Annotated in this window: 26 protein-coding genes; 4 read left to right on the top strand and 22 right to left on the bottom strand. The window is 67.2% G+C overall.

Annotation, left to right across the window (positions count from 1 at the left end; all coding sequences use genetic code 11):
- Nucleotides 1-2 precede the first annotated feature (2 nt).
- Nucleotides 3-1235 (bottom strand): phosphoserine phosphatase SerB, encoded by a 1233-nt coding sequence (gene serB, locus RHCRD62_RS11555; protein WP_050064845.1) that lies wholly within the window; start codon nucleotides 1233-1235, stop codon nucleotides 3-5.
- Between the two features lie 150 nt (nucleotides 1236-1385).
- Entirely contained in the window at nucleotides 1386-3116 is a 1731-nt protein-coding gene (ctaD, locus tag RHCRD62_RS11550) for an aa3-type cytochrome oxidase subunit I (RefSeq protein ID WP_084734212.1), read from the bottom strand.
- Nucleotides 3117-3539: 423 nt separating this feature from the next.
- Here ctaD and RHCRD62_RS11545 point away from each other — a divergent pair, with 423 nt between their 5' ends.
- From RHCRD62_RS11545 to RHCRD62_RS11535, 3 genes are read left to right on the top strand one after another with little or no spacing between them, the layout of a single operon-like run.
- Nucleotides 3540-4616 (top strand): ABC transporter substrate-binding protein, encoded by a 1077-nt coding sequence (locus RHCRD62_RS11545; protein ID WP_050064843.1) that lies wholly within the window; start codon nucleotides 3540-3542, stop codon nucleotides 4614-4616.
- A complete protein-coding gene (locus tag RHCRD62_RS11540; protein WP_050064842.1) occupies nucleotides 4600-5685 on the top strand; it encodes an HtaA domain-containing protein in 1086 nt (361 codons plus the stop codon). Before RHCRD62_RS11545 ends, RHCRD62_RS11540 begins: the two co-directional genes overlap by 17 nt.
- Nucleotides 5685-6158, top strand: coding sequence for an NUDIX hydrolase (locus RHCRD62_RS11535; RefSeq protein ID WP_050064841.1), 474 nt, complete (start codon nucleotides 5685-5687; stop codon nucleotides 6156-6158). The genes RHCRD62_RS11540 and RHCRD62_RS11535 overlap by 1 nt, the downstream gene beginning before the upstream one ends.
- A gap of 4 nt (nucleotides 6159-6162) precedes the next feature.
- On the opposite strand, the gene RHCRD62_RS11530 is transcribed toward RHCRD62_RS11535, so the two are convergent.
- From RHCRD62_RS11530 to nrdH, 5 genes are all read right to left on the bottom strand, one after another.
- The gene (locus RHCRD62_RS11530) at nucleotides 6163-6549 is read right to left on the bottom strand and encodes a VOC family protein (RefSeq protein WP_050064840.1); all 387 of its coding nucleotides are present in this window, start codon (nucleotides 6547-6549) and stop codon (nucleotides 6163-6165) included.
- Nucleotides 6550-6708: 159 nt separating this feature from the next.
- Nucleotides 6709-7683, bottom strand: a complete 975-nt coding sequence (nrdF, locus tag RHCRD62_RS11525; RefSeq protein WP_137873997.1) for a class 1b ribonucleoside-diphosphate reductase subunit beta — start codon at nucleotides 7681-7683, stop codon at nucleotides 6709-6711.
- Between the two features lie 37 nt (nucleotides 7684-7720).
- Entirely contained in the window at nucleotides 7721-9907 is a 2187-nt protein-coding gene (gene nrdE, locus RHCRD62_RS11520; RefSeq protein ID WP_050064839.1) for a class 1b ribonucleoside-diphosphate reductase subunit alpha, read from the bottom strand.
- Nucleotides 9865-10323 (bottom strand): class Ib ribonucleoside-diphosphate reductase assembly flavoprotein NrdI, encoded by a 459-nt coding sequence (gene nrdI, locus RHCRD62_RS11515; protein WP_050064838.1) that lies wholly within the window; start codon nucleotides 10321-10323, stop codon nucleotides 9865-9867. Before nrdI ends, nrdE begins: the two co-directional genes overlap by 43 nt.
- 23 nt (nucleotides 10324-10346) lie before the next feature.
- Nucleotides 10347-10580 (bottom strand): glutaredoxin-like protein NrdH, encoded by a 234-nt coding sequence (gene nrdH, locus RHCRD62_RS11510; protein WP_050064837.1) that lies wholly within the window; start codon nucleotides 10578-10580, stop codon nucleotides 10347-10349.
- A gap of 391 nt (nucleotides 10581-10971) precedes the next feature.
- Here nrdH and RHCRD62_RS11505 point away from each other — a divergent pair, with 391 nt between their 5' ends.
- Complete coding sequence (locus RHCRD62_RS11505) at nucleotides 10972-11805, top strand: siderophore-interacting protein (protein WP_050064836.1); 834 nt, start codon at nucleotides 10972-10974, stop codon at nucleotides 11803-11805.
- A gap of 14 nt (nucleotides 11806-11819) precedes the next feature.
- On the opposite strand, the gene RHCRD62_RS11500 is transcribed toward RHCRD62_RS11505, so the two are convergent.
- The 15 genes from RHCRD62_RS11500 to RHCRD62_RS11430 form a co-directional block, all read right to left on the bottom strand.
- On the bottom strand, nucleotides 11820-12632 hold the full coding sequence (locus RHCRD62_RS11500) for a DUF1206 domain-containing protein (RefSeq protein ID WP_050064835.1): 813 nt from the start codon (nucleotides 12630-12632) through the stop codon (nucleotides 11820-11822).
- Nucleotides 12633-12725: 93 nt separating this feature from the next.
- Entirely contained in the window at nucleotides 12726-13325 is a 600-nt protein-coding gene (locus RHCRD62_RS11495) for a CHAP domain-containing protein (protein ID WP_050064834.1), read from the bottom strand.
- Between the two features lie 70 nt (nucleotides 13326-13395).
- Entirely contained in the window at nucleotides 13396-15033 is a 1638-nt protein-coding gene (locus RHCRD62_RS11490) for an MFS transporter (RefSeq protein ID WP_084734254.1), read from the bottom strand.
- A 153-nt stretch (nucleotides 15034-15186) separates the two neighbouring features.
- Entirely contained in the window at nucleotides 15187-15645 is a 459-nt protein-coding gene (locus RHCRD62_RS11485; RefSeq protein ID WP_050064832.1) for a MarR family winged helix-turn-helix transcriptional regulator, read from the bottom strand.
- Nucleotides 15646-15702: 57 nt separating this feature from the next.
- On the bottom strand, nucleotides 15703-17130 hold the full coding sequence (locus tag RHCRD62_RS11480; RefSeq protein WP_050064831.1) for an MFS transporter: 1428 nt from the start codon (nucleotides 17128-17130) through the stop codon (nucleotides 15703-15705).
- On the bottom strand, nucleotides 17127-17930 hold the full coding sequence (locus tag RHCRD62_RS11475; RefSeq protein ID WP_050064830.1) for an acyl-CoA thioesterase: 804 nt from the start codon (nucleotides 17928-17930) through the stop codon (nucleotides 17127-17129). Before RHCRD62_RS11475 ends, RHCRD62_RS11480 begins: the two co-directional genes overlap by 4 nt.
- Nucleotides 17931-18052: 122 nt before the next feature.
- A complete protein-coding gene (locus RHCRD62_RS11470) occupies nucleotides 18053-18829 on the bottom strand; it encodes a glucose 1-dehydrogenase (protein ID WP_050064829.1) in 777 nt (258 codons plus the stop codon).
- On the bottom strand, nucleotides 18826-20028 hold the full coding sequence (locus RHCRD62_RS11465) for an acetyl-CoA C-acyltransferase (protein WP_050064828.1): 1203 nt from the start codon (nucleotides 20026-20028) through the stop codon (nucleotides 18826-18828). Before RHCRD62_RS11465 ends, RHCRD62_RS11470 begins: the two co-directional genes overlap by 4 nt.
- Nucleotides 20029-20048: 20 nt before the next feature.
- Nucleotides 20049-21032 (bottom strand): NADPH:quinone oxidoreductase family protein, encoded by a 984-nt coding sequence (locus tag RHCRD62_RS11460; RefSeq protein WP_050064827.1) that lies wholly within the window; start codon nucleotides 21030-21032, stop codon nucleotides 20049-20051.
- Nucleotides 21033-21071: 39 nt separating this feature from the next.
- Nucleotides 21072-21488 carry a PaaI family thioesterase gene (locus RHCRD62_RS11455; protein ID WP_216596629.1) on the bottom strand — a complete coding sequence of 139 codons (417 nt, stop codon included), beginning with the start codon at nucleotides 21486-21488 and terminating at the stop codon, nucleotides 21072-21074.
- 27 nt (nucleotides 21489-21515) lie between these two features.
- Nucleotides 21516-22274 carry a 3-oxoacyl-ACP reductase FabG gene (fabG, locus tag RHCRD62_RS11450; RefSeq protein WP_050064825.1) on the bottom strand — a complete coding sequence of 253 codons (759 nt, stop codon included), beginning with the start codon at nucleotides 22272-22274 and terminating at the stop codon, nucleotides 21516-21518.
- 57 nt (nucleotides 22275-22331) lie between these two features.
- Nucleotides 22332-23375: a phosphotransferase family protein gene (locus RHCRD62_RS11445; protein WP_050064824.1), complete on the bottom strand. Its 1044-nt coding sequence runs from the start codon at nucleotides 23373-23375 to the stop codon at nucleotides 22332-22334.
- Nucleotides 23368-24147, bottom strand: coding sequence for an SDR family oxidoreductase (locus tag RHCRD62_RS11440; RefSeq protein WP_050064823.1), 780 nt, complete (start codon nucleotides 24145-24147; stop codon nucleotides 23368-23370). Before RHCRD62_RS11440 ends, RHCRD62_RS11445 begins: the two co-directional genes overlap by 8 nt.
- 4 nt (nucleotides 24148-24151) lie before the next feature.
- Nucleotides 24152-25378 (bottom strand): acyl-CoA dehydrogenase family protein, encoded by a 1227-nt coding sequence (locus RHCRD62_RS11435; RefSeq protein ID WP_050065233.1) that lies wholly within the window; start codon nucleotides 25376-25378, stop codon nucleotides 24152-24154.
- A gap of 53 nt (nucleotides 25379-25431) precedes the next feature.
- Complete coding sequence (locus tag RHCRD62_RS11430; RefSeq protein WP_050064822.1) at nucleotides 25432-26247, bottom strand: SDR family oxidoreductase; 816 nt, start codon at nucleotides 26245-26247, stop codon at nucleotides 25432-25434.
- Nucleotides 26248-26402 lie beyond the last annotated feature (155 nt).

The raw sequence follows: 26402 nt of genomic DNA, 5'->3' as shown, positions 1-26402 counted from the left end.
CATCAGAGCGGAACCCGACGCACCAGCCCGTCGACGGCGTCCGCGGCCTCGACCTCGTGCCGGGTCACTCCGAGAACGAACAGCACCGCGTCGAGGAACGGATGCGAGAGCGCAGCGTCGGCGACCTCGCGCAGCGCAGGCTTCGCGTTGAACGCGACCCCGAGACCCGCGGCGTTGAGCATGTCGATGTCGTTGGCGCCGTCGCCGACGGCGACCGTCTGCTCCATCGGCACTCCGACCTGATCGGCGAACCGGCGCAGTGCGACGGCCTTGGCTGCGCGGTCGACGACCTCCCCGACAACGCGGCCGGTGAGCTTGCCGTCGACGATCTCCAGCGTGTTGGCCTGGACGAAGTCGAGTTCGAGTTCGTGCGCGAGGCCCTCGATGACCTGCCGGAAACCGCCCGACACGACGCCGCAGTGGTAGCCGAGGCGACGGAGGGTTCGGATGGTGGTGCGGGCGCCCGGGGTGAGTTCGATCTGCGCCGCGACCTCGTCGATCACGGACGCGTCGAGCCCGGCCAGGGTCGCGACCCGCTGGTGCAGCGACTCGGTGAAGTCGATCTCGCCGCGCATCGCGGACTCGGTGACCTCACGGACCTTGTCCTCGACGCCTGCGTGTGCGGCGAGCATCTCGATGACCTCGCCCTGAACGAGCGTCGAGTCGACGTCGAAGACGACGAGCCGCTTGGCCCGCCGGGAAAGGCCGGCGCGCTCGACGGCGATGTCGACCGATTCGGCCATCGCCAGTTCGGACAACGCGGTGCGCAAACGGGCGTTCGCGGCCTCGCTGGTGTCGGACGCGGTGACCATCAGTTCGAGACCGGTGACGGGGTAGTCCGCGACGCCACGGATCGAGTCGATGTTCGCGCCCTGCTTCGCCAGCTCGCTCGCGATGTGGCTGAACGAGCGCGCGGTGACGGGGCTGCCGAGCACCACGACGGCGTGTGTGGGCGCGACGGGCCGCGCCGCGGCACCTCCACCGATCTCGACGTCCACGCTCATGCCGACCGTGGCCATCGCGCCCTCGAGCGCCTCCTGCAGCGCTTCCGGATCCGACGGGCACTCGACGAGCACTCCGAGCGTGAGCCTGCCGCGGATGACCACCTGCTCGACGTCGAGCAGGCTCACGTGGTGCCGTGCGAGCGCGGCGAGCAGGACCGAGGTGACGCCCGGGCGGTCCCGGCCCGTCACGGTCACGAGAACCGTCGTCGCCGACTGTGCATCCGAACCCACCGAGAATCTCCCTCCATCCCGCGGCCGCTGCCACGAGTTTCGTACTCCATTGTGCCAAGCAGGGTTCTGCAAGGCGAAAGGCCCCGCCCGAATGTCGGGCGGGGCCTTTCAGTTGCCATCTGCGCTATCGCTGGTCGGCGACGCGAAGGCTCAGTGTGCGTCCTCGAGGACGGCGGTCTTGCTGCCGTGCCCGGGGCCGACGTGTGCCTCTGCGCGCATCCGCTCGACCATGTGCGGGTAGTGCAGCTCGAACGCCGGGCGCTCCGAACGGATCCGGGGCAGCTCGGTGAAGTTGTGGCGCGGCGGCGGGCAGGTGGTCGCCCACTCGAGCGAGTTGCCATAGCCCCACGGATCGTCGACCGTGACGACCTCGCCGTAGCGGTAGCTCTTGAAGACGTTCCAGATGAACGGCAGCGTCGAGGCACCGAGGATGAACGCACCGATCGTGGAGATCGTGTTCAGGGTCGTGAACCCGTCGGAGGGCAGGTAGTCGGCGTAGCGACGGGGCATGCCCTCGTTGCCGAGCCAGTGCTGCACGAGGAACGTGGCGTGGAAGCCGATGAAGGTCGTCCAGAAGTGCCACTTCGCGAGACGCTCGTCCATCATGCGTCCGGTCATCTTCGGGAACCAGAAGTAGATGCCCGCGTAGGTGGCGAACACGATGGTGCCGAAGAGCACGTAGTGGAAGTGCGCGATGACGAAGTACGAGTCGGTGACGTGGAAGTCGAGCGGCGGGCTGGCGAGCAGGACGCCGGACAGGCCACCGAAGAGGAACGTCACGATGAAGCCGACCGAGAACAGCATCGGCGATTCGAACGTCAACTGGCCCTTCCACATGGTGCCGATCCAGTTGAAGAACTTCACACCGGTCGGAACCGCGATGAGGAACGTCATGAAGGAGAAGAACGGCAGCAGGATCGCGCCGGTGGCGTACATGTGGTGCGCCCACACCGCGATGGACAGGGCGGCGATGCCGAGCGTGGCGTAGACCAGGCCGCTGTAACCGAAGATCGGCTTACGCGAGAAGACCGGGAAGATCTCCGACACGATGCCGAAGAACGGCAGGGCGATGATGTACACCTCGGGGTGTCCGAAGAACCAGAACAGGTGCTGCCACAGCAGAACGCCGCCGTTGGCCGGGTCGAAGATGTGCGCGCCGAAGTGACGGTCGACGAACAGGCCGAGCAGCGCCGCGGTCAGCAGCGGGAAGGCGAGCAGGATCAGCACGCTGGTCACCAGGATGTTCCAGGTGAAGATCGGCATGCGGAACATGGTCATGCCGGGAGCGCGGAGGCACACGACGGTGGTGATCATGTTGACGCCACCGAGGATGGTGCCGAGGCCGCTGACGCCGAGGCCCAGGATCCACAGGTCCGCGCCGACGCCGGGCGAGTGCAGGGCGTCGGTGAGGGGGCTGTACGCGGTCCAACCGAAGTCGGCGGCACCACCGGGGGTGATGAAGCCGGCGGTCGCGACGGTCGAGCCGAACAGGTACAGCCAGTAGCTGAAGGCGTTCAGGCGCGGGAACGCGACGTCGGGCGCACCGATCTGCAGCGGCAGGATGTAGTTCGCGAAACCGAAGACGATCGGCGTCGCGTACATCAGCAGCATGATCGTGCCGTGCATGGTGAACAGCTGGTTGAACTGCTCGTTCGACAGGAACTGCATGCCGGGGATCGCGAGTTCCGAACGCATCAGCAGGGCCATCAGGCCGCCGATCAGGAAGAACGCGAACGACGTCACCATGTACATGATCCCGAGGACCTTGGGATCGGTCGTGGTGATCATCTTGTAGATGTAGGAACCCTTAGGTCCAAGCCTCGCCGGAAACGGCCGTTTGGCCGTTAGCTCGGGGACTGGCTGGGGCGCTACGGCAGTCACTGATCCTCCTGAATGTGCCCTTGGTCGCTCCGCAGGCTCGCTCAGGACACTCGCCTCGGGCTGCGAGACGACCATCCTCATGGCTTGCGCTGTGAGAATCGTAGACCGTCGCCGGACGATCCGGGGACCGGGTCCTACCTCTTGTCGTACTTCGTGTCGATCCGAAAACCGAACTCGTCCCTGACCTGCAGAGACGGGAAGGCTCATCACGATCGCGATCGCGCGTCGCCGTCGCACCGGCGGCGCTACCGACGTGTGCGCGCATCGGCGCGTGTGCGACCGCACACTCCGTCGAGCCATGACCAACCTTCGCAATGTTAAGGTTTGGCTTACCTACGTTCGATTGGCTCTCCCCCACGGTGACCGGACCGTCACCGTCGATAGTCTTCGGAGCATCCCCCCGCGAGAGGAAAGCCCCGCCACATGCGCAAGCCCACACTCATCCGCCGCCTGACACCTACCGCCGTGCTCGCGGCCTCCGTGCTCGTCCTCACCGCGTGCGGCGGATCCGGAACCGAAGACGCGGCGAGCACCATCGTCCGCAGCACCACCAATGTCGCCGGTGCGGGCGTCCTCGGCAACGCCCGCGACACCGAGAACGTCTGCGGCCCGACCGCCCCCGTCGACCCCGCAGGCGTCACCGGCTCGGTTCGGAAGGTCGCGCACGCCGCGGGCGAGTCCGAGGTCCCGGCGGACCCGCAGCGAATCGTTGTCCTCGACACCGACAAGCTCGATACCGTGTGTGCGCTCGGACTGCAGGACCGCCTCGTCGGTGCGGCCGTCACCGGCGCGGTCGGCGCGCAGCCCGAGTACCTCGGCGCGACCATCGCAGCGGTCGAACCGGTCGGCACCGTCCAGGAGCCCAACTTCGAGAAGATCGCGGCACTGCAGCCGGATCTGATCCTCGGTTCGAAGTTCCGCACCCCGGACGACTACGAGCGACTCTCGGCCATCGCGCCGACCACGTTCACCGAGAAGGTGGGCCTGACGTGGAAGGACAACCTGGTCCTCGACGGCACGGCCCTCGGCCGCGGAGCCAGTGCTCAGCAGGTGCTCGACACGTACGAGACCACCGCCACCGAGACCGGCAAGTCGTTGAACTCCTCCGAGACCCAGGCGTCGGTGGTGCGGTTCATGCCGGGCGTCATCCGGATCTACGGCCCGGACAGCTTCTCCGGTCAGGTCCTCGCCGACGCGGGCGTGCAGCGGCCCCCGTTCCAGCGGCTCGAGGGCGCGCAGGATCGCCGGTTCGCCGAACTCAGCGAAGAGGAACTGCCGAAGGCCGAAGGCGACATCATCTACGTCAGCTTCTACGGCGACGAGGCCCGTGGCCAGGGCGTCGAGATCATGAACGGCGACCTGTGGCAGCGGCTCGGCGCGGTGACGGACAAGCGTGTGTTCGCGGTCGACGACGAAATCTGGATGACCGGCATCGGCGTGATCGCCGCGAACGGCATCCTCGACGATCTGGAGGCGTCACTGAATGGCTACGTCAACTAGGACGCGGGTTCTCCTCGCGGGACTGGGCGTCGCGCTCGCCGGTTCGGCCCTCACCGCGCCGGGCGCGGTCGCGGCACCGACCGGGACCGCGCACATCGAGGTGCTCGCAGCGGACGGTGTCACTCCGCTGGGCGACACCGCCGTCCACCAGGGCGACCGGATCGTGGTGCGCGGCACCGGATTCGACCCCGACGCCAACACATCGGGTCTGCCCGTCCCCGTTCCCCCTGGCGTCCCGCACGGCACGTTCGTCGCCTTCGGTGCGTTCGCGCCCGACTGGCGTCCGTCCGAGGACGCTCCCTCCGACGCCCGCGTCGGCCAGCAGCGTTCCGCAACGGCATGGGTGATGTCCGAGGACGCGTTGAACCGGGTGCCCGACGTCCCGTTCGACTTCCGTCGGACCATTCGCCAGCAGTGGGTGCCACTGGCCGACGACGGCTCGTTCACCGCGACGCTCACCGTCACCAAGCCGGCGAAGACCGCCCCCGATGCCGTGTACGGCGTCTACACGTATGCAGCCGCCGACGCCGTCAACGCCGCCGAGGAACTGTCGGTGCCGGTGAATTTCGATCCCGCACCGGGGCCCAACGCGCCGGTGCCGCCGCAGCAGGACCTCGTGTGGGGCGTTGCACCCGGATACGCAGATCTCGTGAAGACCACACTGCAGGGATCGATCACGGGCAGTGACGGCGCATCGGTCAGCGGCGACGGCCGTCTCACCTTCGAACTCGACGGCGCCGACGTCGATCCCGCGACCGGTCTCGGCACCGTCCGCTACCGCGGCACCGTCGTCTCGTTCACCCGGTTCCACCTCGCGGAGATCGCCCTCACCAACCCGTGGATCGAATTCACCGACCAGGGCACCTTCCTCACCGCGGAGACGTCCGACGGCAACATGGTCGGCGACGACTCGATGCACCGCATCCGGTTCGCGCAACTCGACACCCCGGCGCGGGCAGGCGGCGGCGAGTTCGCGGGCATCCCGGCGCGGTTCGCGGCGCCGCTCGCGCCGAGCATCCTGCTCCCCTACTCCGGGCAGCAGGCCGCACCCGTCACGTTCCGGTACTGATGCCGGTCCCCGAGTTCATCCTCGACCTCCGCGCTCACGTCGGACACGCCCCACTGTGGCTGTCCGGCGTGAGCGCCGTCGTCGTCGACGAGGACGGACGAATCCTGTTGGGACGCAGGGCCGACAATGGAAACTGGGCGATCGTTTCGGGCATCCTCGAACCCGGCGAGCAGCCCGCGGCCGCGATCGTCCGGGAGATCCGCGAGGAGGCAGGCGTCGACGTCGAACTCGTCCGACTGTCCAGCGTGGACGTGACCTCGCCGTTGACGCACGCCAACGGCGACCAGGCCCAGTATCTGGACCTGTGTTTCCTGGCGCGCCACGTGGGCGGGGAACCGCACCCGTCCGACGACGAGAACCTCGAGTTCGCGTGGTTCTCCCCCGACGCGCTGCCCGCCCCACTCAACGACAGTTCCGTCGGGCGGATCGAGAAGGCGCTGCGAGGCAGTCCGGAGACCTGGTTCGAGCGCTGAGCGGTCAGGACGTCCGGGTCTCCCACAGACCCATGACGTTGCCCTCGGTGTCCTTGAAGTAGGCGGCGTATCCCATCTCGCCGACCTCCGTCTTCTCCCCCACCGGTTCACCGCCGAGGGTGGTGATCTTGGCGAGCGTGTCGTCGATGCTCGCGACGTCGATGGTGATCACCGGCCCCCGCGGGAACGACGGTTCGCGTTCGAACATGCCGCCACCGATGTACCCAGGTTCGGCGGGCATCCCGGTGTCCGCCGTCGGACCGGTCGACACACCGGTGTAGTTGTACTCGGGCATTTCGTGGTAGTCCCAACCGAACACGTCACGGTAGAACCCCCGTGCCCGGTCCCCGTCGTCGAACGGGACCTCGAAGTGCACCACCCGACCGCTCATCGCCGCCTCCTCGCGATTGTGAACCCGCCACGTCGACGGTAACCCCGTTCGAAACGTGTGAGAAGAGCGCCGGCGCCCAAGACCGAATGTGGCGGTCAGTCATTCGGAATGACTGACCGCCACATTCGGTCGATGCAGGGTGAAGCGGGGCCGGGTGCGCTAGAAGTCCCAGTCCTCGTCTTCGGTGTTGACGGCCTTGCCGATGACGTAGCTGGAGCCGGAGCCGGAAAAGAAGTCGTGGTTCTCGTCCGCGTTCGGAGACAGCGCCGACAGGATCGCCGGGTTGACGTCTGTCTCGTCCTTCGGGAACAGGCCCTCGTAGCCGAGGTTCATCAGCGCCTTGTTGGCGTTGTAGCGCAGGAACTTCTTGACGTCCTCGGTGAGCCCGACCTCGTCGTAGAGATCCTGCGTGTACTCGACCTCGTTGTCGTACAGCTCGAACAGCAGCTCGAACGTGTAGTTCTTGAGGTCCTCGCGCTCCTCCTGCGTGAGCTGCTCGAGTCCGCGCTGGTACTTGTAGCCGATGTAGTAGCCGTGGACGGCCTCGTCGCGGATGATCAGGCGGATCAGGTCGGCGGTGTTGGTGAGCTTGGCTCGCGACGACCAGTACATCGGCAGGTAGAAGCCGGAGTAGAACAGGAACGACTCGAGCAGCGTCGAAGCGACCTTCCGCTTGAGCGGGCTGTCGCCGTTGTAGTACTCGAGGACGATCTCGGCCTTGCGCTGCAGGTTCGGGTTCTCCTCCGACCAGCGGAACGCGTCGTCGATCTCACGCGTGGAGCAGAGCGTGGAGAAGATGCTGGAGTACGACTTCGCGTGCACCGACTCCATGAACGCGATGTTGGTGTACACCGCCTCCTCGTGCGGGGTCAGCGCGTCCGGAATCAGCGAGACGGCGCCGACGGTGCCCTGGATGGTGTCGAGCAGCGTCAGACCCGTGAACACCCGCATGGTGAGCTGCTTCTCGCCCGCGGTCAGCGTGTTCCAGGACGGGATGTCGTTGGAGACCGGCACCTTCTCCGGCAGCCAGAAGTTGCCGGTGAGGCGGTCCCACACCTCCGCGTCCTTCTCGTCGGGGACGCGGTTCCAGTTGATCGCCGACACCCGGTCGATCAGCTTGATCTTCTGGCTCACGATGCCCTCACTCCGTTCGAAAAATCATTACCAAGACTCACAACATGCATGAGACGCAACCCTCCACCTCGGTGCCTTCGAGGGCCATCTGCCGCAGGCGGATGTAGTAGAGCGTCTTGATTCCCTTGCGCCACGCGTAGATCTGCGCCTTGTTGATGTCGCGGGTGGTGGCGGTGTCCTTGAAGAACAGCGTCAGCGACAGCCCCTGATCCACGTGCTGGGTGGCAGCGGCGTAGGTGTCGATGATCTTCTCGTACCCGATCTCGTACGCGTCCTGGTAGTACTCCAGGTTGTCGTTCGTCAGGTAGGGCGCCGGGTAGTAGACGCGACCGATCTTGCCTTCCTTGCGGATCTCGATCTTCGACGCCACCGGGTGGATGGAGCTGGTGGAGTTGTTGATGTAGGAGATCGACCCGGTCGGCGGGACGGCCTGCAGGTTCTGGTTGTAGATGCCGTACTGCTGCACGGACGCCTTCAGTTCACGCCAGTCGTCCTGGGTGGGGATGTGGACGTTCGCGTCGGCGAACAGCTGCCGCACCCGCTCGGTCGCCGGCTCCCACACCTGGTTCGTGTACTTGTCGAAGTACTCGCCCGTCGCGTACTTGGACTCCGGGAATCCCGCGAAGTACGTGCCGCGTTCCTTGGCGATCGCGTTGGACGCGCGGATCGCGTGGTACACGACCGTGTAGAAGTAGATGTTCGTGAAGTCGATACCCTCGGCCGAGCCGTAGTGGACCCGTTCGCGGGCGAGGTAACCGTGCAGGTTCATCTGCCCGAGGCCGATGGCGTGGCCCTCGTCGTTGGCCTTCCGGATCGACGGCACGGAGTCGATGGACGTCTGATCCGCGACTGCGGTCAGCGCACGGATCGACGTCTCGATGGTCTGCGCGAAGTCCGGCGAGTCCATCGTCTTCGCGATGTTCAGCGACCCGAGGTTGCAGGAGATGTCCTTGCCCACGGTGCTGTAGGTCAGGTCGTCGTTGTACTCGGACGGCGTGGAGACCTGCAGGATCTCCGAGCACAGGTTCGAGTGGGTGACCTTGCCCGCGATCGGGTTGGCGCGGTTCACGGTGTCCTCGTACATGATGTACGGGTAGCCGGACTCGAACTGCAGCTCGGCGACGGTCTGGAAGAACTCGCGCGCCTTGATCTTCGACTTGCGGATGCGCTTGTCGTCGACCATCTCGTAGTACTTCTCGGTGACGTTGATGTCGGCGAACGGCTTGCCGTAGATGCGCTCGACGTCGTACGGCGAGAAGAGGTACATGTCCTCGTTCTTCTTCGCCAGCTCGAACGTGATGTCCGGGATGACGACGCCGAGGGACAGCGTCTTGATGCGGATCTTCTCGTCCGCGTTTTCCCGCTTGGTGTCGAGGAAGCGGTAGATGTCCGGGTGGTGGGCGTGCAGGTACACCGCGCCCGCACCCTGACGCGCGCCGAGCTGGTTCGCGTAGGAGAAGGAGTCCTCGAGCAGCTTCATGATCGGGATTACGCCGGACGACTGGTTCTCGATCTTCTTGATCGGCGCACCGTGCTCGCGAACGTTGCTGAGCAGCAACGCAACTCCGCCACCGCGCTTGGACAGCTGCAGTGCCGAGTTGATGGCGCGGCCGATGGACTCCATGTTGTCCTCGATGCGCAGCAGGAAGCAGGAGACGGGCTCGCCGCGCTGCTTCTTGCCGGAGTTGAGGAACGTCGGGGTCGCCGGCTGGAAGCGGCCGGAGATGATCTCGTCGACAAGCTGCTCCGCGAGGTGCTCGTCACCCGCAGCGAGGGTCAGCGCGACCATGCAGACGCGGTCCTCGAAGCGCTCCAGGTAGCGCTTGCCGTCGAACGTCTTGAGCGTGTACGAGGTGTAGTACTTGAACGCGCCGAGGAACGTCGGGAATCGGAACTTGTGCGCGTACGCACGGTCGATCAGATCCTTGACGAAGTTGCGCGTGTACTGATCGAGAACCTCACGCTCGTAATAGTTTTCCTTGATCAGGTAGTCCAGCTTCTCGTCCACGTTGTGGAAGAAGACGGTGTTCTGATTGACGTGCTGCAGGAAGTACTGGTGCGCCGCCTCACGGTCCTTGTCGAACTGGATCTCCCCGTTCGGGCCGTACAGGTTCAGCATCGCGTTCAGCGCGTGGTAGTCGAGCTCCCCCGCGGACGAGTCGGGTCGTGCCGTAGCGCGCTCTACACTCCCAGCCGGGGCTGTGTCTGTGATGGTCGGTGCCACTGTTCACTCTCCATGAAGTCTGCGAGGCCCTGGCGCACTGCGTCGACGTCCTCGGCTGTTCCCATTAGTTCGAAGCGGTACAGGTACGGAACCTGACACTTCTGCGAAATCACGTTTCCGGCATAGCAATACGACTCGCCGAAGTTGGTGTTGCCAGCAGCGATCACCCCTCGAATGAGGGAGCGATTGTGCTGGTTGTTGAGGAATCGGATGACCTGCTTGGGCACGTAGCTCGTGTCGCGTCCGGTCACCGTCGTCCCGCCGCCGTAGGTGGGCAGGATCAGGACGTACGGCTCGTCGACTTCGAACGTGCCCTCGCGGTCGTGCAGCGGTATGCGCTCAGCCGGGATTCCCAGCTTCTCCACGAAGCGGTGGGTGTTCTCCGATGCGCTGGAGAAGTAGACCAGCGAGGTCACTGCCGATCATCTCCGTGAGGTCTTCAGGCCGCGGCGGTGGCGAGGGACTTGATGCGGTCGGGGCGGAATCCCGACCAGTGATCGTCGCCTGCGACCACGACGGGCGCCTGCAGGTACCCGAGGGCCATCACGAAGTCGCGGGCCTCGGCGTCCTCGCTGATGTCGATGACGTTGTATTCGATACCGGCCTTGTCGAGCGCACGGTAGGTCGCATTGCACTGAACGCATGCCGGCTTGGTGTAGACGGTGATGCTCATGTAAGTCCTCTTCCCCTTGGCTTACGAATCGAAGCTGTGCTTTCGAAATCCAGTGAACGGTGTTTACTCGGTCCTTCCGAACGCGGTGAACACGGCCGGCAACAGCCGGATCGCGACGCCGTGCGTGACGCCAATCTCACCTACTGAAGCAGCCCCTCGGCCCACGTTCTCGACCGTTCCGGGCACTGCCTTCTCGGTGCCTCCGACACTACACCTAGTGGCAGACAAACCCGCAACACGCGAGATGTTGTGAACGACATTCATGGAATTCCCAGGTCGTAAGCCTTCGCGCAGGTCATCGGCGTGCCACCCTCGGCGTGTCGCGGGTCACATTCCAGCAGGTATGCCGAGGAAATCGCTGGGATGTGCCTGGTCGGCCTAGGGTAGGCCCGTGGCGACCCCCGACGACCCTCGATTCCGCGCCCGCGTCGAAGACGTGACGACGCTCTCACCGAGCCTGCGACGGGTCCGCATCGGTGGACCCCCACTCGCCGACTGGAACACCAGCGGCGACCCCGACGAGCGGGTTCTCGTCGCTTTCCCCGACGCCTCGGAGCGTGGCCACCGCCGCAGCTACACCGTCCGGTCCTGGGACCCTGTCATGCGCGTCGTCGACATCGACTTCGCGGTTCACGCCGGCGGCGTCGCGGCGCAGTGGGCGCGGTCTGCAGCGCCTGGCACACCCGTGCTGTTGTCGTCACCCAAGGGTTGGTGGAATCCGCCCGTGCCCGCACGTCGCCTCGTTCTGCTCGCGGACCTCACCGCACTGCCCGCTGCCGGCCGGATCGTCGAGTCGCTCGACCACCGCACGACCGTCCACGTCGTCGCCGAGATCCCCGACGACGCCGACCGGCAGCAGTGGGCCACCGCTGCCGAGCTGACGGTGACCTGGCTGACCGGTACCGGCAACGGCCTGTCCCCGAGCCGGCTCCCCCACACCCTTGCCGCGCTACCGCGCCTCGCCGACGCCGAGTACGTCTGGGCCGGTGGTGAAGCAGGCGCGATGCGTGTCATGCGCACCCACCTGCGCCGCGGCCTCGGCTGGTCGCCTGATCGCTACCACATGATGGGCTACTGGCAGGCCGACAAGGAACGCTGGCTCGCGCGGTACGCCGAGGTCGAGGACCGGATCGAGGAGCTGACGGCACGGGAGCTGGCTGCGGGCCGGACGATCAACGAAGTCCGCGACGCGATCGACGACGCCCTGTCGGCGGCGGGCCTGTAGGACGGGTCGCGTCGTCACATCCGGGCGTACCGGGCCATGACGAAGCTGTACAGCCCGTACGTCGCGATCCCCGCACCGGCCAACACCAGGGCGATCTGCCCGAAAGGTGCCTCGCCCAGGGTCTTGACCGCACCGTCGAGGCCGGTGGCCTTCGACGGGTCCGACCGCAGGGTCGCGACGATCACGAGGATCCCGGCGCCCACGATCGCGAGTCCTTTCGCGACGTAACCGATGACGCCGAGCAGCGTGACGGCCTTCCCACCCGACGTCTTCAGGTCGTCGAGGAAGTTCTTCGATGCGCCCTTGTACACGTGGTAGCCGCCGATCGCGACGGCAAAGAGCCCGACCGCGACGAGAACCGCCTTGCCGCCACCCGACTCCATCAGCCGGGCGCTCAGGCCCGCGTTCTGTTCCCCACTGGACTTGCCGCTTCCCCGCGCGAACTGGTACGCGGAGTACGCGAACGCGAAGTAGACAACCGCTAATCCGAATGCCTTGGCCCGGTCGACCAGTGACACCTCTTCCTGCGATGTGGTCTCGGTGGCGTGCGGACCGATCACGGTTTCCGCGAGGCGCCACAGTCCCAACGCGACGAAGACGACGACGGCGATCCACAGGACGATCGCGCCACCTGTGGTCGAGGCGAGCGTGCCCAGCGCTCCCGACTGGTCGGCCGTGCCGCCGCCACCGAACGCGAGCCTGACGACGATGTACCCGATCAGCAGGTGCACGAACCCGCTCATCACGTGCCCGCCCCGTGCCGCTCGTTCGAACACGGTGCTGCCGGTGGCCCTGTCGACCGCGCGCTGCACGGAATTCTCGGTCATGTCCGCCTCCGGGTTGTCGGGGCTCGACGCCGCGGCAGGCGGTGTGAGCTGTTCGACGTTGGTTACCCACGGAGGGCGCCGATCATCCCCGCCTCACGCCGCGGACAGCCGCCCGAACCCGACGACCGCGGAATCCGTCGCCCAGTCGACGGTGTGGACGCGAATCCGGCCCATTTCGTTGCCGCCGACGGTGGTCGCGGTGTCGCCGTCGACCGCGACGACGACGTTCGTGTGCTGGCCGACCCAGCTGGTGTTGTCGTAGAGCACGACGTCGCCGACAACCGGCCGGTAGCCGGTGCCTGCCGCCTCGAACCGTCCCACCGACTCGTAGTACTCCTGCAGCGTGTAGACACCGGGGATGCGCCAGTGCCCCGAGTTCGGGTTCGACAGCGGCATGCCCGCTTCCCTCATGATCCAGCTGACGAAGTTCGCGCACCACGCCTGATCGACACCCTCGGAGTAGAAGGTGCCTGGTCGCTGCGCGTCGTGTTCGGCTTCGAGCAGGTCCACCACCGCCACCTGTTCGGCGGACAGCGCGGTCCGGTCGACGTCGGGAAACGGCGTGGTGTCCCATGGCAGGTAGCGACTCGGCACCAGCCAGAGGATTCCGGCCAGGGCGACGGCCAGCACTGCCGTGATCGCGGCGACCCAGGCGAGGGTTCGGCGCCGGGTGCGGCCGAGTGTCGTGGTCATCCACCCAATGTAGCCAGTACGAAGATGGGGCCCTCCCGGAAACCGGGAGGGCCCCACACGGATCGGCCCGTCAGAGCTTGCTGCGACTCGCGCGCTCCGCCTTGTCTTCCAGCTCGTCGACCTCGGAGATCATCTCGCTGTCCGCGCCGCCGATCGAGAGGGTGTCGGCCGCGGCCTGCGCCGCCCGCTCTGCCGCGGCGAGTTGCTCCATCGCGCTGTCCGTCTTCAATGCGACCTCCTTGAGGAAAGCGATCGCGACGAGGCTCAGCAGCGCGAGGATGCCCGCGATCATGAAGACCCGCGCAGTCGCATCACCGTAGGCACCTCGCACGATGTCGCCGATCTGCTCGGGCAGTTCGTTGAGGTTCGACAGCCCTGCTCCGGAACCGCCCGCCTTGCTCAAGTCCACGCCTGCGTCGGTGAGTCCCTTCGTGGTCAGGTCCGTGACGTGAGTGGAGAGCACCGCACCGAGCACGGAGACACCCGCCGCACCGCCGAGCGACCGGAAGAAGGCGACCGTCGCGCTGGCCGAGCCGAGATCGGTCGGGGCGACGTTGTTCTGCACGGGCAACACCAGGTTCTGCATGGTCATACCCATGCCGGCACCCAGGATGAACAGGTAGAGGGCGATCAGGCCCATATTGGTCGCGTGGTCCGTGGTGCCGAGCAGCAGGAAGCCCGTCGCCATGCCGATGCCGCCGGCCACCAGGTAGCGCTTCCACTTGCCGTATTTGGTGATGAGTGACCCGGAAACGGTGGCGGAGAGCATCGACCCGATCACCATCGGCAGGGTCAGCAGTCCGGCAACTGTCGGCGAGTAGCCGCGGGCGATCTGGAAGTACTGCCCCAGGAAGACGGCACCACCGAACATCGCGACACCGACACCGATGCTGGCGAGGGTGGCAAGCGTCATGGTGCGGTCCCGGAACAAGCGCAGCGGGACAACCGGGTCCTTCGCCTTCGTCTCCGTGTAGACGGCCAGCCCGAGCAGCACCACACCCACGGCGACGAGCTCGTAGGAGGTCGCCGAAGCCCACGCGAAGTTCTTGCCTGCCAGGGTGACCCAGATCAGGAGCACGCTCACGCCGGCGGCGATCAGGGTCGCACCCACGTAGTCGATCTTCACGTCGTCCCGCTTGACGACGGGCAGGTTCAGGGTGCGTCCGATGACGACGAGCGCGATCACGGCGAGGGGTGCACCGACGAAGAAGCACCAGCGCCATCCGAGCCAGCTCGTGTCGACGATCAAGCCGCCGAGCAGCGGACCGGCCACGGTCGCGACAGCCATCACGGCAGCCATCGGCCCCTGGTAGCGACCGCGCTCACGCGGGCTGAACATGGCGGCGATCACGATGATGCCTAGCGCCTGCAGGCCACCGAGGCCGAGGCCCTGGACCACGCGGAAACCGATCAGCCACGGGACACTGGTCGAGAATCCGGCGAGGACCGACCCCAGGGTGAAGAGCACCAGCGACAGCTGCACGAGCAGCTTCTTGCTGGCCAGGTCGGCGAACTTGCCCCAGATCGGGGTCGTCGCGGTGGACGCGAGCAGGGTCGCGGTGACGATCCAGGTGTACTGGTCCTGGGTGCCGTGCAGTTCGGTGATGATCGTCGGCAGCGCGTTCGAGACGATCGTCGACGACAGGAACGCGACGAACATGCCGAGGAGAATGCCGACGAGCGCCTCGATGCGTTGCTTGTGCGTCATCACGCCGGACGATGCGTCCATGTCTGGCGGACTGTCCGGGGCAGCGGACGAACTCATGGTGACTCCTGTCGAAACGAACGGTGGAAGTACGAACACGGCCGACGTCGGGAGTCGACCGTGCACAAGGAGGGGCGCGGGGTTCCGCGCCGGTGTTCAGCGCGAGGACGCCACGGACCGCGGCTCGTCGGCGACGGCATCGCGCAGCCTGCCGACGGAGGCGGTCAACGCATCCACTTCCTCGTCGGTCCACTCGGTCATCACCGAGAGGAACCACTCCAGTTGGACTTCGCGATGCACACGAAGAGCCTCGGCTCCGGCTTCCGAGAGCGACAGCAGGCTGGCGCGCCCGTCGAGCGGGTCGGGCGTCCGGACGACATAGCCGAGCGACTCGGCGTGTGCGATCTGCCTGCTCAGCGCGGACTGCGTGACTCGCAGGTCCTCCGCTACCGCGCTCGGGCGGTGCCCCTGCGAGCACGCGACGTGTGTGAGCAGGGCGCCGAGTGGCGGCGGCAGCATCCCGATGTGTGCGCTGCGTGCGGCCTTCGCACGAGTCTGACGAACCAGCCCGCGCAGCGACTCGATCAGGTTCGACGCCGATTCCGCGCTGACCATCACACCTCCAACTAGTTGCTGCAGGAAACCATACACCTATTTGGTTGCAGCCAACAACTAAATCGTCGGGGCAGTGGCGTCTCTCACCAGCACCGTGAGCAGCAAGGCAAGTCCTGCCACGCCTGCTCCGACCGCGAATGCGATGACGAAGGCAGCCTCCCGCGGAACGGCTGTCCCCGTGACCGTGAGAATCGTCAGCAGGGTGGATATCAACGCACTCGACAACGAACTGCCGATGGTGCGGGCGATCGAGTTGACGCTGTTCGCGATGCCGGTCTCGGACTGGTCGACCTCCACCACGATCATCGCGGGCAGCGCCGCATACGCCAGGCTGATGAACACCTGCACCGCCGTCATCGCGACGATCACCGGTGCGACGGCGTCATGAGACAGGGCGGCGAGCACGAACCCGGCGACGCCCAGCAGGCAGGCGCCGATCAGCACGCCGCGGGGACGGAACCGGTTCAGCAACCGTCCGCTGCACGCCGACGCGATCACGCCGACCACCGCACCGGGCAGCAGGTACACCGCACCTGTCTCCAGGACCGTCGCGTCGAATCCGTAGCCCGCGACCTCGCGCGGCGCCTGCACGAGGTACGCGCAGGCCAGGAATCCGACGAACAAGGCGGCACCGACCAGCAGCGCGGTGAGGTTCGCGACTAGGACCGGTCGACGGGTCAGCATCTGCGGCGGCACCAGCGGATGCGCGGCGCCACGCTCGAACGCGAACCACCCTCCGAGCACGACGATCCCGCCGACGGCGCACCCGATCGTCGGCAGCGAGACCCACCCCCACCGCGCACCCTCCGACAGCGCCAACAGCAGCAGCACCAACCCGACCGCAAGCAGCGCGGCGCCGGTCCAGTCCAGTGGCCCGGACGCGACACTCGGCCGAGCGGGAATCGACGCCATCGCCGCGACCAGGACGACGAGACCGACGATCGCCGTGAACCAGAACACCCGGCGGTAGTCGGTGTCGTCGTGCACCAGCAGTCCGGTCACCACCATGCCGACTCCACCGCCGACGCCGAGCATGCCCGAGAGCAGACCCATCGCGCCCACCAGTCGCTCGGCGGGCAACTCGTCGCGCAGAATCGCGATACCGATCGGGAACAGCGCGAACGACGCGCCCTGCAGCACCCGGCCCAGGATCAGCAGCGGCAGTGTGTGGGTGAACGCGGCGAGCAGCGAGCCGCACAGCACGACGACGAGAATCCCGATCAGTACCGGGCGTTTACCACGCAGGTCGGCGAGTCTGCCGAGGATCGGTGTCGACACCGCGGCGGCGAGCAGGTTCGCGGTCAGCACCCAGCCGACGGCGGTGGTGCCGACGTCGAGTTGATCCCCGATCCGGCCGATGACCGGCACGACCATGGTCTGCATCATCGCGACGGTCGTCACGGTCAGGCTCAACACCGGCAGCATCAGCCTCGACACCGCGCTGGACGTGCCCGTGCCCGTGTCCGCGGGTGCAACTGCCGTCATCGACCGGACTCCGTTCGAGCGAACCGAAGCAGACCCTCCTGCGCCGCGATCGCCACGAGCCTGCCCTCGGTGTCGAACAGCCGCCCCGTGACCAGTGCCCTGCCGGATTCCGAGGACGGCGACTCCTGGTCGTGGAGGAGCCACTCGTCGGCGCGGAAGTCGCGGACGAACCAGAGCGTGTGGTCGAGGGACGCGCCCTGCAGGTTCCGGCGGGGATGCGGGAGCAGCGCGCTGTCGAGGAGATCCATGTCGGTGAGATAGGTCAGCGCGCAGGCGTGCACGACGGGGGCGTCGGACAGCCGTTCCCGGTGCCGGATCCACAGCCGCTGCCGGGTCGGATCGCCGTCCGCGGCGTCCCGGGGAACCCAGCGGCGGTCCCAGCCCGCCCATTCCGCGAGTCCGACGGGGTCATCCCCACCCGCCAGTTCCTCCGGTCCGGGCACGTCGGGCATGACGGCCTGGTGGGAGAATCCGTCGTCGCCGCGGTGGAAGGAGGCCATCATCGTGAAAATGGCTTCACCACCTTGGGTTCCGGTGACCCGGCGGGTTCCGAAACTGCCGCCGTCCCGGATCCGGTCGACGGTGAAGTCGGTGGGATCGAGGACCCGGCCGGGACGCAGGAAGTAGGCGTGCACGGAGTGCACCCGAAACGCCGCGTCGACGGTGCGCGCCGCAGCCATCAACGCCTGACCGGCGACCTGACCACCGAACGTCTTGGGAAGCTCGCTCGGAATCGGGCGGGAGCGGAACGTGTCCGGCGCCCGCTCCTCGAGGTCGAGGATCTCGTCGAAATGTGCCACGGCTTCCTGCCTTTCACTGCGCATCGGCGGGTGGATCCCCCGCCGACGCCGTCGCGGGAGTGGGTTCGGTTCACCGACCCACTCCCGCGACCCACTGCTGTACGACCACGTTCGCACACGCGTCAGCGGGTGCCGCTGATACCCCCGTCGACCGGGATCACGGTGCCGGTGAGATAGGCACCTGCACGCGACGACAGGAAGATCGCGGTGCCTGCGATGTCGTCGGGGCTGCCGACGCGACCCAGCGGGACGTTGCCCTCGACCGCGGCGCGGGCGTCCGGGTTGTCGAGCACGAACGCCATCATCTTCGTCGGGAACGGTCCCGGTGCAACGGCATTGACGGTGATGCGCTCGGATGCGAGGGTTGCGGCGAGCTTGCGGGTGAGCATGTGCACGGCCGCCTTCGACGCGCCGTACGAGAAGTTCTCGCTCCCCGACACCACGATGCCGTCGATCGACCCGACGTTGATCACCCGGGCGGGCGAGTCGATGCTCGCCGCCGCACGCAGCTGCGGAAGCAGTTGCTGGGTCAGCAGGAACACCGACTTCACGTTGACGTTCATGATCTTGTCGAAACCCGATGCCGGGAACTCGTCGACGGGCGCACCCCAGGTGGCGCCCGCGTTGTTGACGAGGACGTCGACGCGGTCGAACGTCCGCGCGACGAAGGCCGCGAGGTCCGCGACACCCTGCTCGGTCGAAAGATCCGCCGGGTGCGCCACCACGTCGCCGAACGCGGACAGTTCCGCCGCGGCGGATGCGCAGGCGTCGGGCTTGCGCGACGAGATGATCACCCGCGCACCGGCTTCCGCGAACCCCTTCGCGATCATCAACCCGATGCCACGGGTGCCGCCGGTGACGACGACGTTCTTGCCCGCGACGTCGAACAGCCCGGTCACAGCGCGACCTCGAACAGTCCGGCCGCACCCATCCCGCCGCCGATGCACATGGTGACGACGACGTACCGAACGCCTCGACGTTTGCCCTCGATCAGCGAGTGGCCGACGAGCCGGGCACCGGTCATGCCGTACGGGTGACCGACGGAGATTCCGCCACCGTCGACGTTGTACCGCTCCGGGTCGATACCGAGTTCGTCTCGGCAGTACACGGCCTGCGACGCGAACGCCTCGTTGAGCTCCCACAGACCGATGTCGTCAACGGTCAGTCCGTGCGCCTTGAGCAGCTTCGGGATCGCGAACACCGGACCGATACCCATCTCGTCCGGACCGCACCCCGCAACCGCGATGCCGCGGTAGGTGCCGAGCGGAGTCAGCCCGCGGCGCGACGCCTCCTCCGCCTCCATCAGCACGGACGCCGACGCGCCGTCGGAGAGCTGTGATGCGTTGCCCGCGGTGATCGTCGAGTGCGCGGTGACCTTGCCATCCGGCAACACAGTCTTCAGCGCTGCAAGCGATTCCAGGGTGGTGGACGGGCGGTTGCCCTCGTCCTCGGTGAGCGTGACCTCCTGCTCCGACACCTCCCCCGTCGCCTTGTCTACGACCTTCATGATCGACGTGAGCGGCACGATCTCCGCGTCGAACCGGCCGGCTTCCTGCGCGGCGGCGGTGCGCTGCTGCGACAGCAGCGCCATCTCGTCCTGCCGTTCACGGCTCACGCCGTAGCGTTCGGCGACGATCTCGGCGGTGTGCAGCATCGGCATGTAGATCGACGGCACGTTCGCCACCAGCCACGGGTCGGCCGCGCGGTGGTTGTTCATGTGATCGTTCTGCACCAGCGAGATCGACTCCACGCCGCCACCGACGGTGATCTGCATGCCGTCGTGCACGATCTGCTTCGCGGCGGTCGCGATCGCCATCAGACCGGACGCACACTGCCGGTCCACGCTCATCCCGGAGACGGTGTCCGGCAGGCCGCCGCGCAGCAGGGCCTGGCGTGCGACGTTGCCGCCGGTCGAGCCCTGCTGCAGCGCCGCGCCGAGCACGACGTCCTCCACCTCCCCGCCGTCGAGGCCGGCGCGCTCCACGGCGTGCTTGATCGCATGCCCGGCCAACTCCTGGCCCTGGGTGTCGTTGAACGCACCGCGATACGCCTTACCGATCGGCGTGCGGGCGGTCGAGACGATGACTGCTTCCCTCATGGGAACTCCGTTCGTGGGGTTCAGGGCTGGAAGACGAGGCGGCCGACGGTGGTTCCGTCACCGAGGCGCCCGACGCCGTCGGCGACGTCGGTGAGCGCCAGTCGCTCACCGATCAGCGGACGCAGCAGGCCCTCGTCGGCGAGCCGTGTCAGTTCGGCGTGGCAGTCGTCGATGACTGCCGGGTTCTTCGCCTGGTACAGACCCCAGTGCAGGCCGACAATCGAATAGTTCTTGATCAGTGCATGGTTCAGGGCGGGCCGCGGGATGGTGCCGCCCGCGAAGCCGATGACGACGATCCGCCCCTCGAACGCGATGCACTTGGTCGACCCGGCGTAGGCGTCGCCGCCGACCGGATCGAAGACGATGTCGGCGCCATGTCCGCCGGTGAACTCCTTGACGGCTTGGACGAAGTCCTCGGAACGCCGGTCGATCACCAGGTCGGCACCGAGTTCCTTGGCGTACGCGGCCTTCTCCGGTCCGCCTACGACGCCGATGACTGTGGCGCCCGCGGCCTTCCCGAGTTGCACGGCTGCACTGCCGACTCCGCCGGCAGCGGCGTGCACGAGCAGGTAGTCGCCCTCGGCGATCTGCGTGCGACGGTGCAGCGCGAACCATGCCGTCTGGTACCCGATGCTCAGCGCGGCGGCCTCGGCGTCGTCGAGTGCCTGCGGGGCGGGGAACACGTTCGCCTGGTCGAGCACCGCGTACTCGGCGAACGCTCCGCCGGGCAGGACGGGGGTGCCGACGACCCGGTCACCGACCGCGGCCCGGGTGACGCCCGCGCCGACCGCGACGACCTCGCCGCACAGCTCGACGCCGGGCGTGAACGGTAGCGGCGGCTTGATCTGGTACTCACCGCGGCAGAGCAGGACGTCCGGGAAGTTCGCCGGTGTCGCCAGCGTCCGCACAAGAACCTGCCTGTCGCCCGCGACCGGGTCGGCCACGTCCTCGAGCTTCAGGACGTCGCGGGCCTCACCGAGTTCGTTGACGCGCCATGCCTTCATGTTCTTCTCCTCAGTGGTTGGTTCCGTGGATTGATCGTGTCAGCGGGGCAACAGGTTTCGTGCCGTCCCGAGCAGGCTGGCACAGTGGGTCTCGTTGCCGGCTTCGTCGACCGCATACACGTCCGCCGCGCACACCGTGAGCAGACGAGCATCGTCGACCACCCGGCCACGAGCGCGCAGAGCCACACCCGCGGCCGGCGCGAACAGCTTGATCGTCGCGTCGACAGTGGCGTTCGCCGCCCCGTCGGGCAGCAGGGTGCCCGCCGCCGAGACGGCCGCGAAGTCCGCGATCGCGAACACGGCGGTCGCCTGCAGCCGGCCCGGGACGAACGTGAACTCGTCGAGCATCGGAATCTCGACCTCGGACCTGCCGTCACCGAGGCTGACGAACTCCAGACCGATGGTGCGGGCCATCGGCATAGCCAGCACCGCCTGCTGCACGAGCGCTGCGTCCACCAAAGCTCCTTCGGTCGCTTCCTGCGGTCAGTCCTTCGGACCGCCGGCGACGTAGATGACCTGACCGGAGACGAAGCCGGCGCCCTCGCTCGCGAGGAACGAGGCGGTGTTCGCGATGTCCTCGGGCTGTCCGACGCGCGCGACCGGGATCTCCGCGGCGGCGGCCTTCTTCATGTCCTCGAAGTCGACGCCCATACGCGCGGCGGTGGCGGCGGTCATCTCGGTCTCGATGAAGCCGGGGGCGATCGCGTTGGCGGTGACGCCGTACCGGCCGAGCTCTATCGCGAGGGTCTTCGTGAAGCCCTGCACGCCCGCCTTGGCGGCCGAGTAGTTGGCCTGGCCGCGGTTGCCGAGAGCGGAAACGCTCGACAGATTGACGACGCGACCGAACTTGGCGTCCACCATGTGCTTCTGGACGGCGCGAGTCATCAGGAACGAGCCACGCAGGTGCACGTTCATCACCGAGTCCCAGTCCTCGACGCTCATCTTGAACAGCAGGTTGTCGCGGGTGATGCCCGCATTGTTGATCAGGACGGTGGGTGCGCCGAGTTCGGTGGCGACCCGCTCGACCGCGGCGGCGACCGAGTCCTCGTCCGCGACGTTCGCACCGACGGCGAGGGCGGAGCCGCCCGCGGCCTCGATGGCGTCGACGGTCGCAACGCACGCGGACTCGTCGAGGTCGACGACGGCGACGGCGTACCCGTCGGATGCGAGCTTCTTGGCAACGGCGGCACCGATGCCCCGTGCGCCACCGGTGACGATCGCGGTCCTACGCTCCTGTGTCATACGTCTTGCCTTCCTCACTGGTTGCTGGCTTGTTGGCTACCGGTGGACGCGTCAGGCTCAGATGCCTGCGGCGTCCGCAATCTCGCGGGCCTTGTGTACGAGCGCATCGATTCGTTCGACGGTCGGCGTTCCCGCGGCGGCCTTGTTGGCGGGGGTGTCCATCGCGCGGCGCATCACGCCTTCGGCGATGATCGAGACCTTCCACAGCCCGAGGACGTGCCAGAACTTGAGCGCCTGCGGGTCGCGTCCGGTCTCGTCGAGGTAGATCTGCGCGATCTCGGCCCGGTTCGGGAATCCGTCGAGGGTCGACGCCGGGAAGTCGCCGCCGGTGCCCTCCCCCGGTTCCGGCCAGTAGGCGAGCATCGATCCCATGTCCGCCAACGGATCTCCGAGCGTGGACAGTTCCCAGTCCAGTGCGCCGATCACGGCGCCGTTGTCGCGCGAGACGATCACGTTGCGCAGGTGGAAGTCGCCGTGGACGAGCGAGAGTTCGGTCTGCTCCGGCGCCGCAGCCACCAAACGGCGTGTCAGGTCGTCGAGTTCGGGAAGTTCCCGCGTCTTGGACTGCTCCCACTGACCTGCCCACCGCTTGAGCTGACGGGCCGCGTACGGCTTGTGACTCGCCGGGTCGGACAGGCCGACCCGGTCCAGGTCGACCGCGTGGATCCTCGCGAGGGTCCGCGGCAGCGACACCGCGATCTGCCGGCGGCGTTCCGGCGAGAGTGATTCCGCGATGTCCATCGTGTCGACGACCTGGCCGTCGATGAACTCCATCAGGACAAGCGGAACGTCGGAGATCGCGGGATCCTGTGCGACCCCGAAGATCCGCGGCGCGGGGACATCGGTGTCGGCGAGGGCGGACATGATCCGCGCCTCGCGCGCGACGTCGTGCGCCGAGGCCAGCAGGTGGCCGAGCGGCGGACGACGCAGCACCCATCGCCTGCCCTCGGCATCGCGCACCAGGAAGGTGAGATTCGACTGGCCGAGTCCGATCCGGTCGAAGGTCAGCCCGCCGGAGACCTCGATGCCGAGGTCTCCGAACCAGCGGGTGACGGCGTCCGGATCGATCCCGACCACCTCGTGCTGCACGCTGTCAGGCACCGGCGGCCGCCGAGGTGCGGTAGGCCCGAGCGTCGCCGAGGCGCATTCCCCCGTCGATGACCATCGTCTCGCCGGTGATCCACGACGCCGCATCAGACGCCAGGAACGCGATCGCGGACGCAACGTCGTCGGGTTCACCGATGCGCGCCAGCGGGGTCGACCCCGCCACGAGCTCTTCGTGTTCCTTCCACAGCGCCTCGGCGAGCTTCGTCCGCACGACACCGGGCGCCACCGCGTTGACCCGGATCCTCGGGGCCAGTTCCAACGACAGCTGCTTGGTCAGGTAGATCAACGCCGCCTTGGACACGTTGTAGAGCCCGATCCCGGCCTCGTGCGCGAGCCCACCGATGGATGCCGTGTTGACGACGCTGCCGCCGTGCTCGCCCATCCACGCTTCCGCGGCCAGACGGGTCCAGAGCAGGGGCGCCCACAGGTTGACGTCCATCGTCTTCGCGAAACGTCCGTGGTCCTGGGCGGTCATCGGCCCGAACGCCGGGTTGGTGCCCGCATTGTTGACGAGAATGTCCAGGCTGCCGAACGTCTCGAGCGTCACCTCGACACAGCGGCGTGCCTGATCCTCCTCGACGGCATGGGCGCCGACACCGATCGCGTTGCCGCGGATCTGCGCCGCTGCCTCGTCTGCGGCCTCCTGCTTGCGGGAGGTGAGCACCACGTTGGCGCCCGCGTCGGCGAGGGCCTGCGCGGCGGCGAGGCCGATGCCCCGGGACGCACCGGTGACGATCGCGGTGCGGCCCGTCAGGTCCGTACTCATGGTGTCAGTTGCCTTCCGGACGCAGGTCGCGGTACTGACGCAGTTCGCGGCGGGCGATGGCGCGCTTGTGCACCTCGTCCGGTCCGTCGGCGAGCCGCAGCGTGCGCAGGTGCGCGTACGCCATCGCGAGCGGGAAGTCGTCGGTGACGCCTGCGCCGCCGTGCACCTGGATGGCGCGGTCGACGATCTTCAGCGCGATGGTGGGGGCGGCGACCTTGATGGCGGCGATCTCGGTCTGCGCCTCCTTGTTGCCGACCGTGTCCATCAGGTAGGCGGCCTTGAGGGTGAGCAACCGGATCATCTCGATGTCGATGCGTGCCTCGGCGATCCAATCCTGGATGTTGGCGTTGTCGGCGACGGGCTTGCCGAACGTCACCCGCGACTGGGCCCGCTTGCACAGCAGTTCGAGGGCGCGCTCGGCCATGCCGATCGCGCGCATGCAGTGGTGGATGCGGCCCGGACCGAGGCGGGCCTGACTGATCGCGAAGCCTTCACCCTCTCCCTTGAGGACGTCCGTAGCGGGCACACGCACGTCGCGGAAGTCGATCTCCGCGTGGCCTTCCCGGTCCTGGTAGCCGAACACCGGCAGTCCGCGCATGACGGTGACGCCGGGCGCGTCGATCGGCACGACCATCATCGACTGCTGACGGTGCGGCGCCGCGTCCGGATCGGTCTTGCCCATCACGATCATCACCTTGCAGTTCTGGTGAAGAGCGTTGGACGCGAACCACTTACGGCCATTGAGTACGTAGTCGTCACCGTCGCGGACCATCGACAGTTCGACGTTGGTGGCGTCGGAGCTCGCGACTGCCGGCTCCGTCATCGCGAACGCGGACGCCATCGTGCCGTCGAGCAGCGGCTTCAGGTACTTCTCCTTGTGCTCCTCGGTGCCGAAGAGTTGGAGGACTTCCATGTTGCCGGTGTCGGGGGCGTTGCAGTTGCATGCCTCGGACGCGATGTGGCTGCGGCCCATGATCTCCGCGAGCGGCGCGTACTCGAGGTTCGTCAGGCCGGCGCCGGTACCGGGGTGCGGGTGGAAGAGGTTCCAGAGGCCGCGCTTCTTGGCCTCGGCCTTGAGCTCCTCGAGGACGGGCGGCTGGAAATGCGGGTTGCCGGACTCGCGCATCTGCTCCTCGTACACGGCCTCGGCCGGGTAGACGTGCGAGTCCATGAAGTCGAGCAGTTCCTTCTGCAACTGCTGGGCGCGTTCCGAGGTGTCGAACAGGGACATGAGCACTCCTGGGGTGGAAGGGATTCGAATGATCGAGTGGCCGCGTACGGGCGTCAGTTCTGCTGGAGGGACGCCTGGTAGCGGCGCATGCCGCGCAGCCAGCGGTCGTAGTCGGCACCCTTGTGCCGGTACATGTCGAGCACCTTGGGATGCGGGAGGATCAGGAACCGCTCGGCGTCGATGGCGGCGAGGACGTCGGCCGCGACCTGCGAGGGTTCGAGAACGTCACCTGCCGCGGTGACGGCCTTGGCCGCCGTCTCGGAGAGCCCGTCCGGTGCGCCGTCGTCGGGGAACAGGAGCTTGGTGTTGACGCCCTGCGGGCACAGGCAGCTGACCTTCACGCCCTGGTCGCCGTAGGTGACGCTGAGCCATTCGGCGAAGCCGACCGCGGCGTGCTTCGTGACGGCGTAGGTGGCACCGCCGATCTGGGTGAGCAGGCCGGCCGCGGACGCCGTGCTGACGAAGTAGCCGTCACCGCGCTCGACCCAACCCGGAACCAGCAACTGAGCGGCGCGGATGTGCGCACGCAGGTTGACATCCAACGAGAGGTCCCACGCGGCCTCGTCGGCGTCGAGCCCGGGCGCTCCGGTGATACCGGCATTCGCGAAGTACATGTCGACGGGACCGAACTCGCTCTCCGCCAGCGCGATCAGGCCACGGATCACCTCGGTGTCCGCGACGTCGCCGCCCGCTGCGACCGCGGTACCCGGATGGTCGGCGTTGATCTTGTCGGCAACAGCCTGTGCCGTCGAGCCGCTGAGGTCGGCGACGACGACTCGGGCGCCCGCGTCGGAGAGTGACCGGGCGATCGCTCCGCCGATCCCTCCCCCTCCACCGGTGACGACGGCAACCTTGCCTGCAACCTTCACTGACGAACCCCGCTTTCGTGTCGATGGTGCGCGATGCCCCGACTCGGACCTTGTGATCCAGCTCTCGCATCCATGTATAGTTGAATCCGGCGTCATATTCAACCTTCGAGGTGCCGCCAGCGCGGGACGCCATCACCTTGACCTGCAGACACCAG

The organism is Rhodococcus sp. RD6.2, from assembly GCF_001040705.1.
GTDB lineage: Bacteria > Actinomycetota > Actinomycetes > Mycobacteriales > Mycobacteriaceae > Rhodococcus_G.
This window is presented reverse-complemented; position numbering and strand designations above follow the sequence as displayed.

Coding starts and splice junctions, on each gene's coding strand:
- fabG (WP_050064825.1), bottom strand. CDS start 22,274: ATGACACAGGAGCGTAGGACCGCGATCGTCACCGGTGGCGCACGGGGC.
- RHCRD62_RS11435 (WP_050065233.1), bottom strand. CDS start 25,378: ATGTCCCTGTTCGACACCTCGGAACGCGCCCAGCAGTTGCAGAAGGAA.
- RHCRD62_RS11480 (WP_050064831.1), bottom strand. CDS start 17,130: ATGACGGCAGTTGCACCCGCGGACACGGGCACGGGCACGTCCAGCGCG.
- RHCRD62_RS11465 (WP_050064828.1), bottom strand. CDS start 20,028: ATGAGGGAAGCAGTCATCGTCTCGACCGCCCGCACGCCGATCGGTAAG.
- RHCRD62_RS11490 (WP_084734254.1), bottom strand. CDS start 15,033: ATGACGCACAAGCAACGCATCGAGGCGCTCGTCGGCATTCTCCTCGGC.
- RHCRD62_RS11485 (WP_050064832.1), bottom strand. CDS start 15,645: ATGGTCAGCGCGGAATCGGCGTCGAACCTGATCGAGTCGCTGCGCGGG.
- RHCRD62_RS11500 (WP_050064835.1), bottom strand. CDS start 12,632: ATGACCGAGAATTCCGTGCAGCGCGCGGTCGACAGGGCCACCGGCAGC.
- RHCRD62_RS11535 (WP_050064841.1), top strand. CDS start 5,685: ATGCCGGTCCCCGAGTTCATCCTCGACCTCCGCGCTCACGTCGGACAC.
- nrdH (WP_050064837.1), bottom strand. CDS start 10,580: ATGAGCATCACCGTCTACACCAAGCCGGCATGCGTTCAGTGCAATGCG.
- RHCRD62_RS11495 (WP_050064834.1), bottom strand. CDS start 13,325: ATGACCACGACACTCGGCCGCACCCGGCGCCGAACCCTCGCCTGGGTC.
- RHCRD62_RS11530 (WP_050064840.1), bottom strand. CDS start 6,549: ATGAGCGGTCGGGTGGTGCACTTCGAGGTCCCGTTCGACGACGGGGAC.
- RHCRD62_RS11460 (WP_050064827.1), bottom strand. CDS start 21,032: ATGAAGGCATGGCGCGTCAACGAACTCGGTGAGGCCCGCGACGTCCTG.
- RHCRD62_RS11540 (WP_050064842.1), top strand. CDS start 4,600: ATGGCTACGTCAACTAGGACGCGGGTTCTCCTCGCGGGACTGGGCGTC.
- RHCRD62_RS11545 (WP_050064843.1), top strand. CDS start 3,540: ATGCGCAAGCCCACACTCATCCGCCGCCTGACACCTACCGCCGTGCTC.
- RHCRD62_RS11440 (WP_050064823.1), bottom strand. CDS start 24,147: ATGAGTACGGACCTGACGGGCCGCACCGCGATCGTCACCGGTGCGTCC.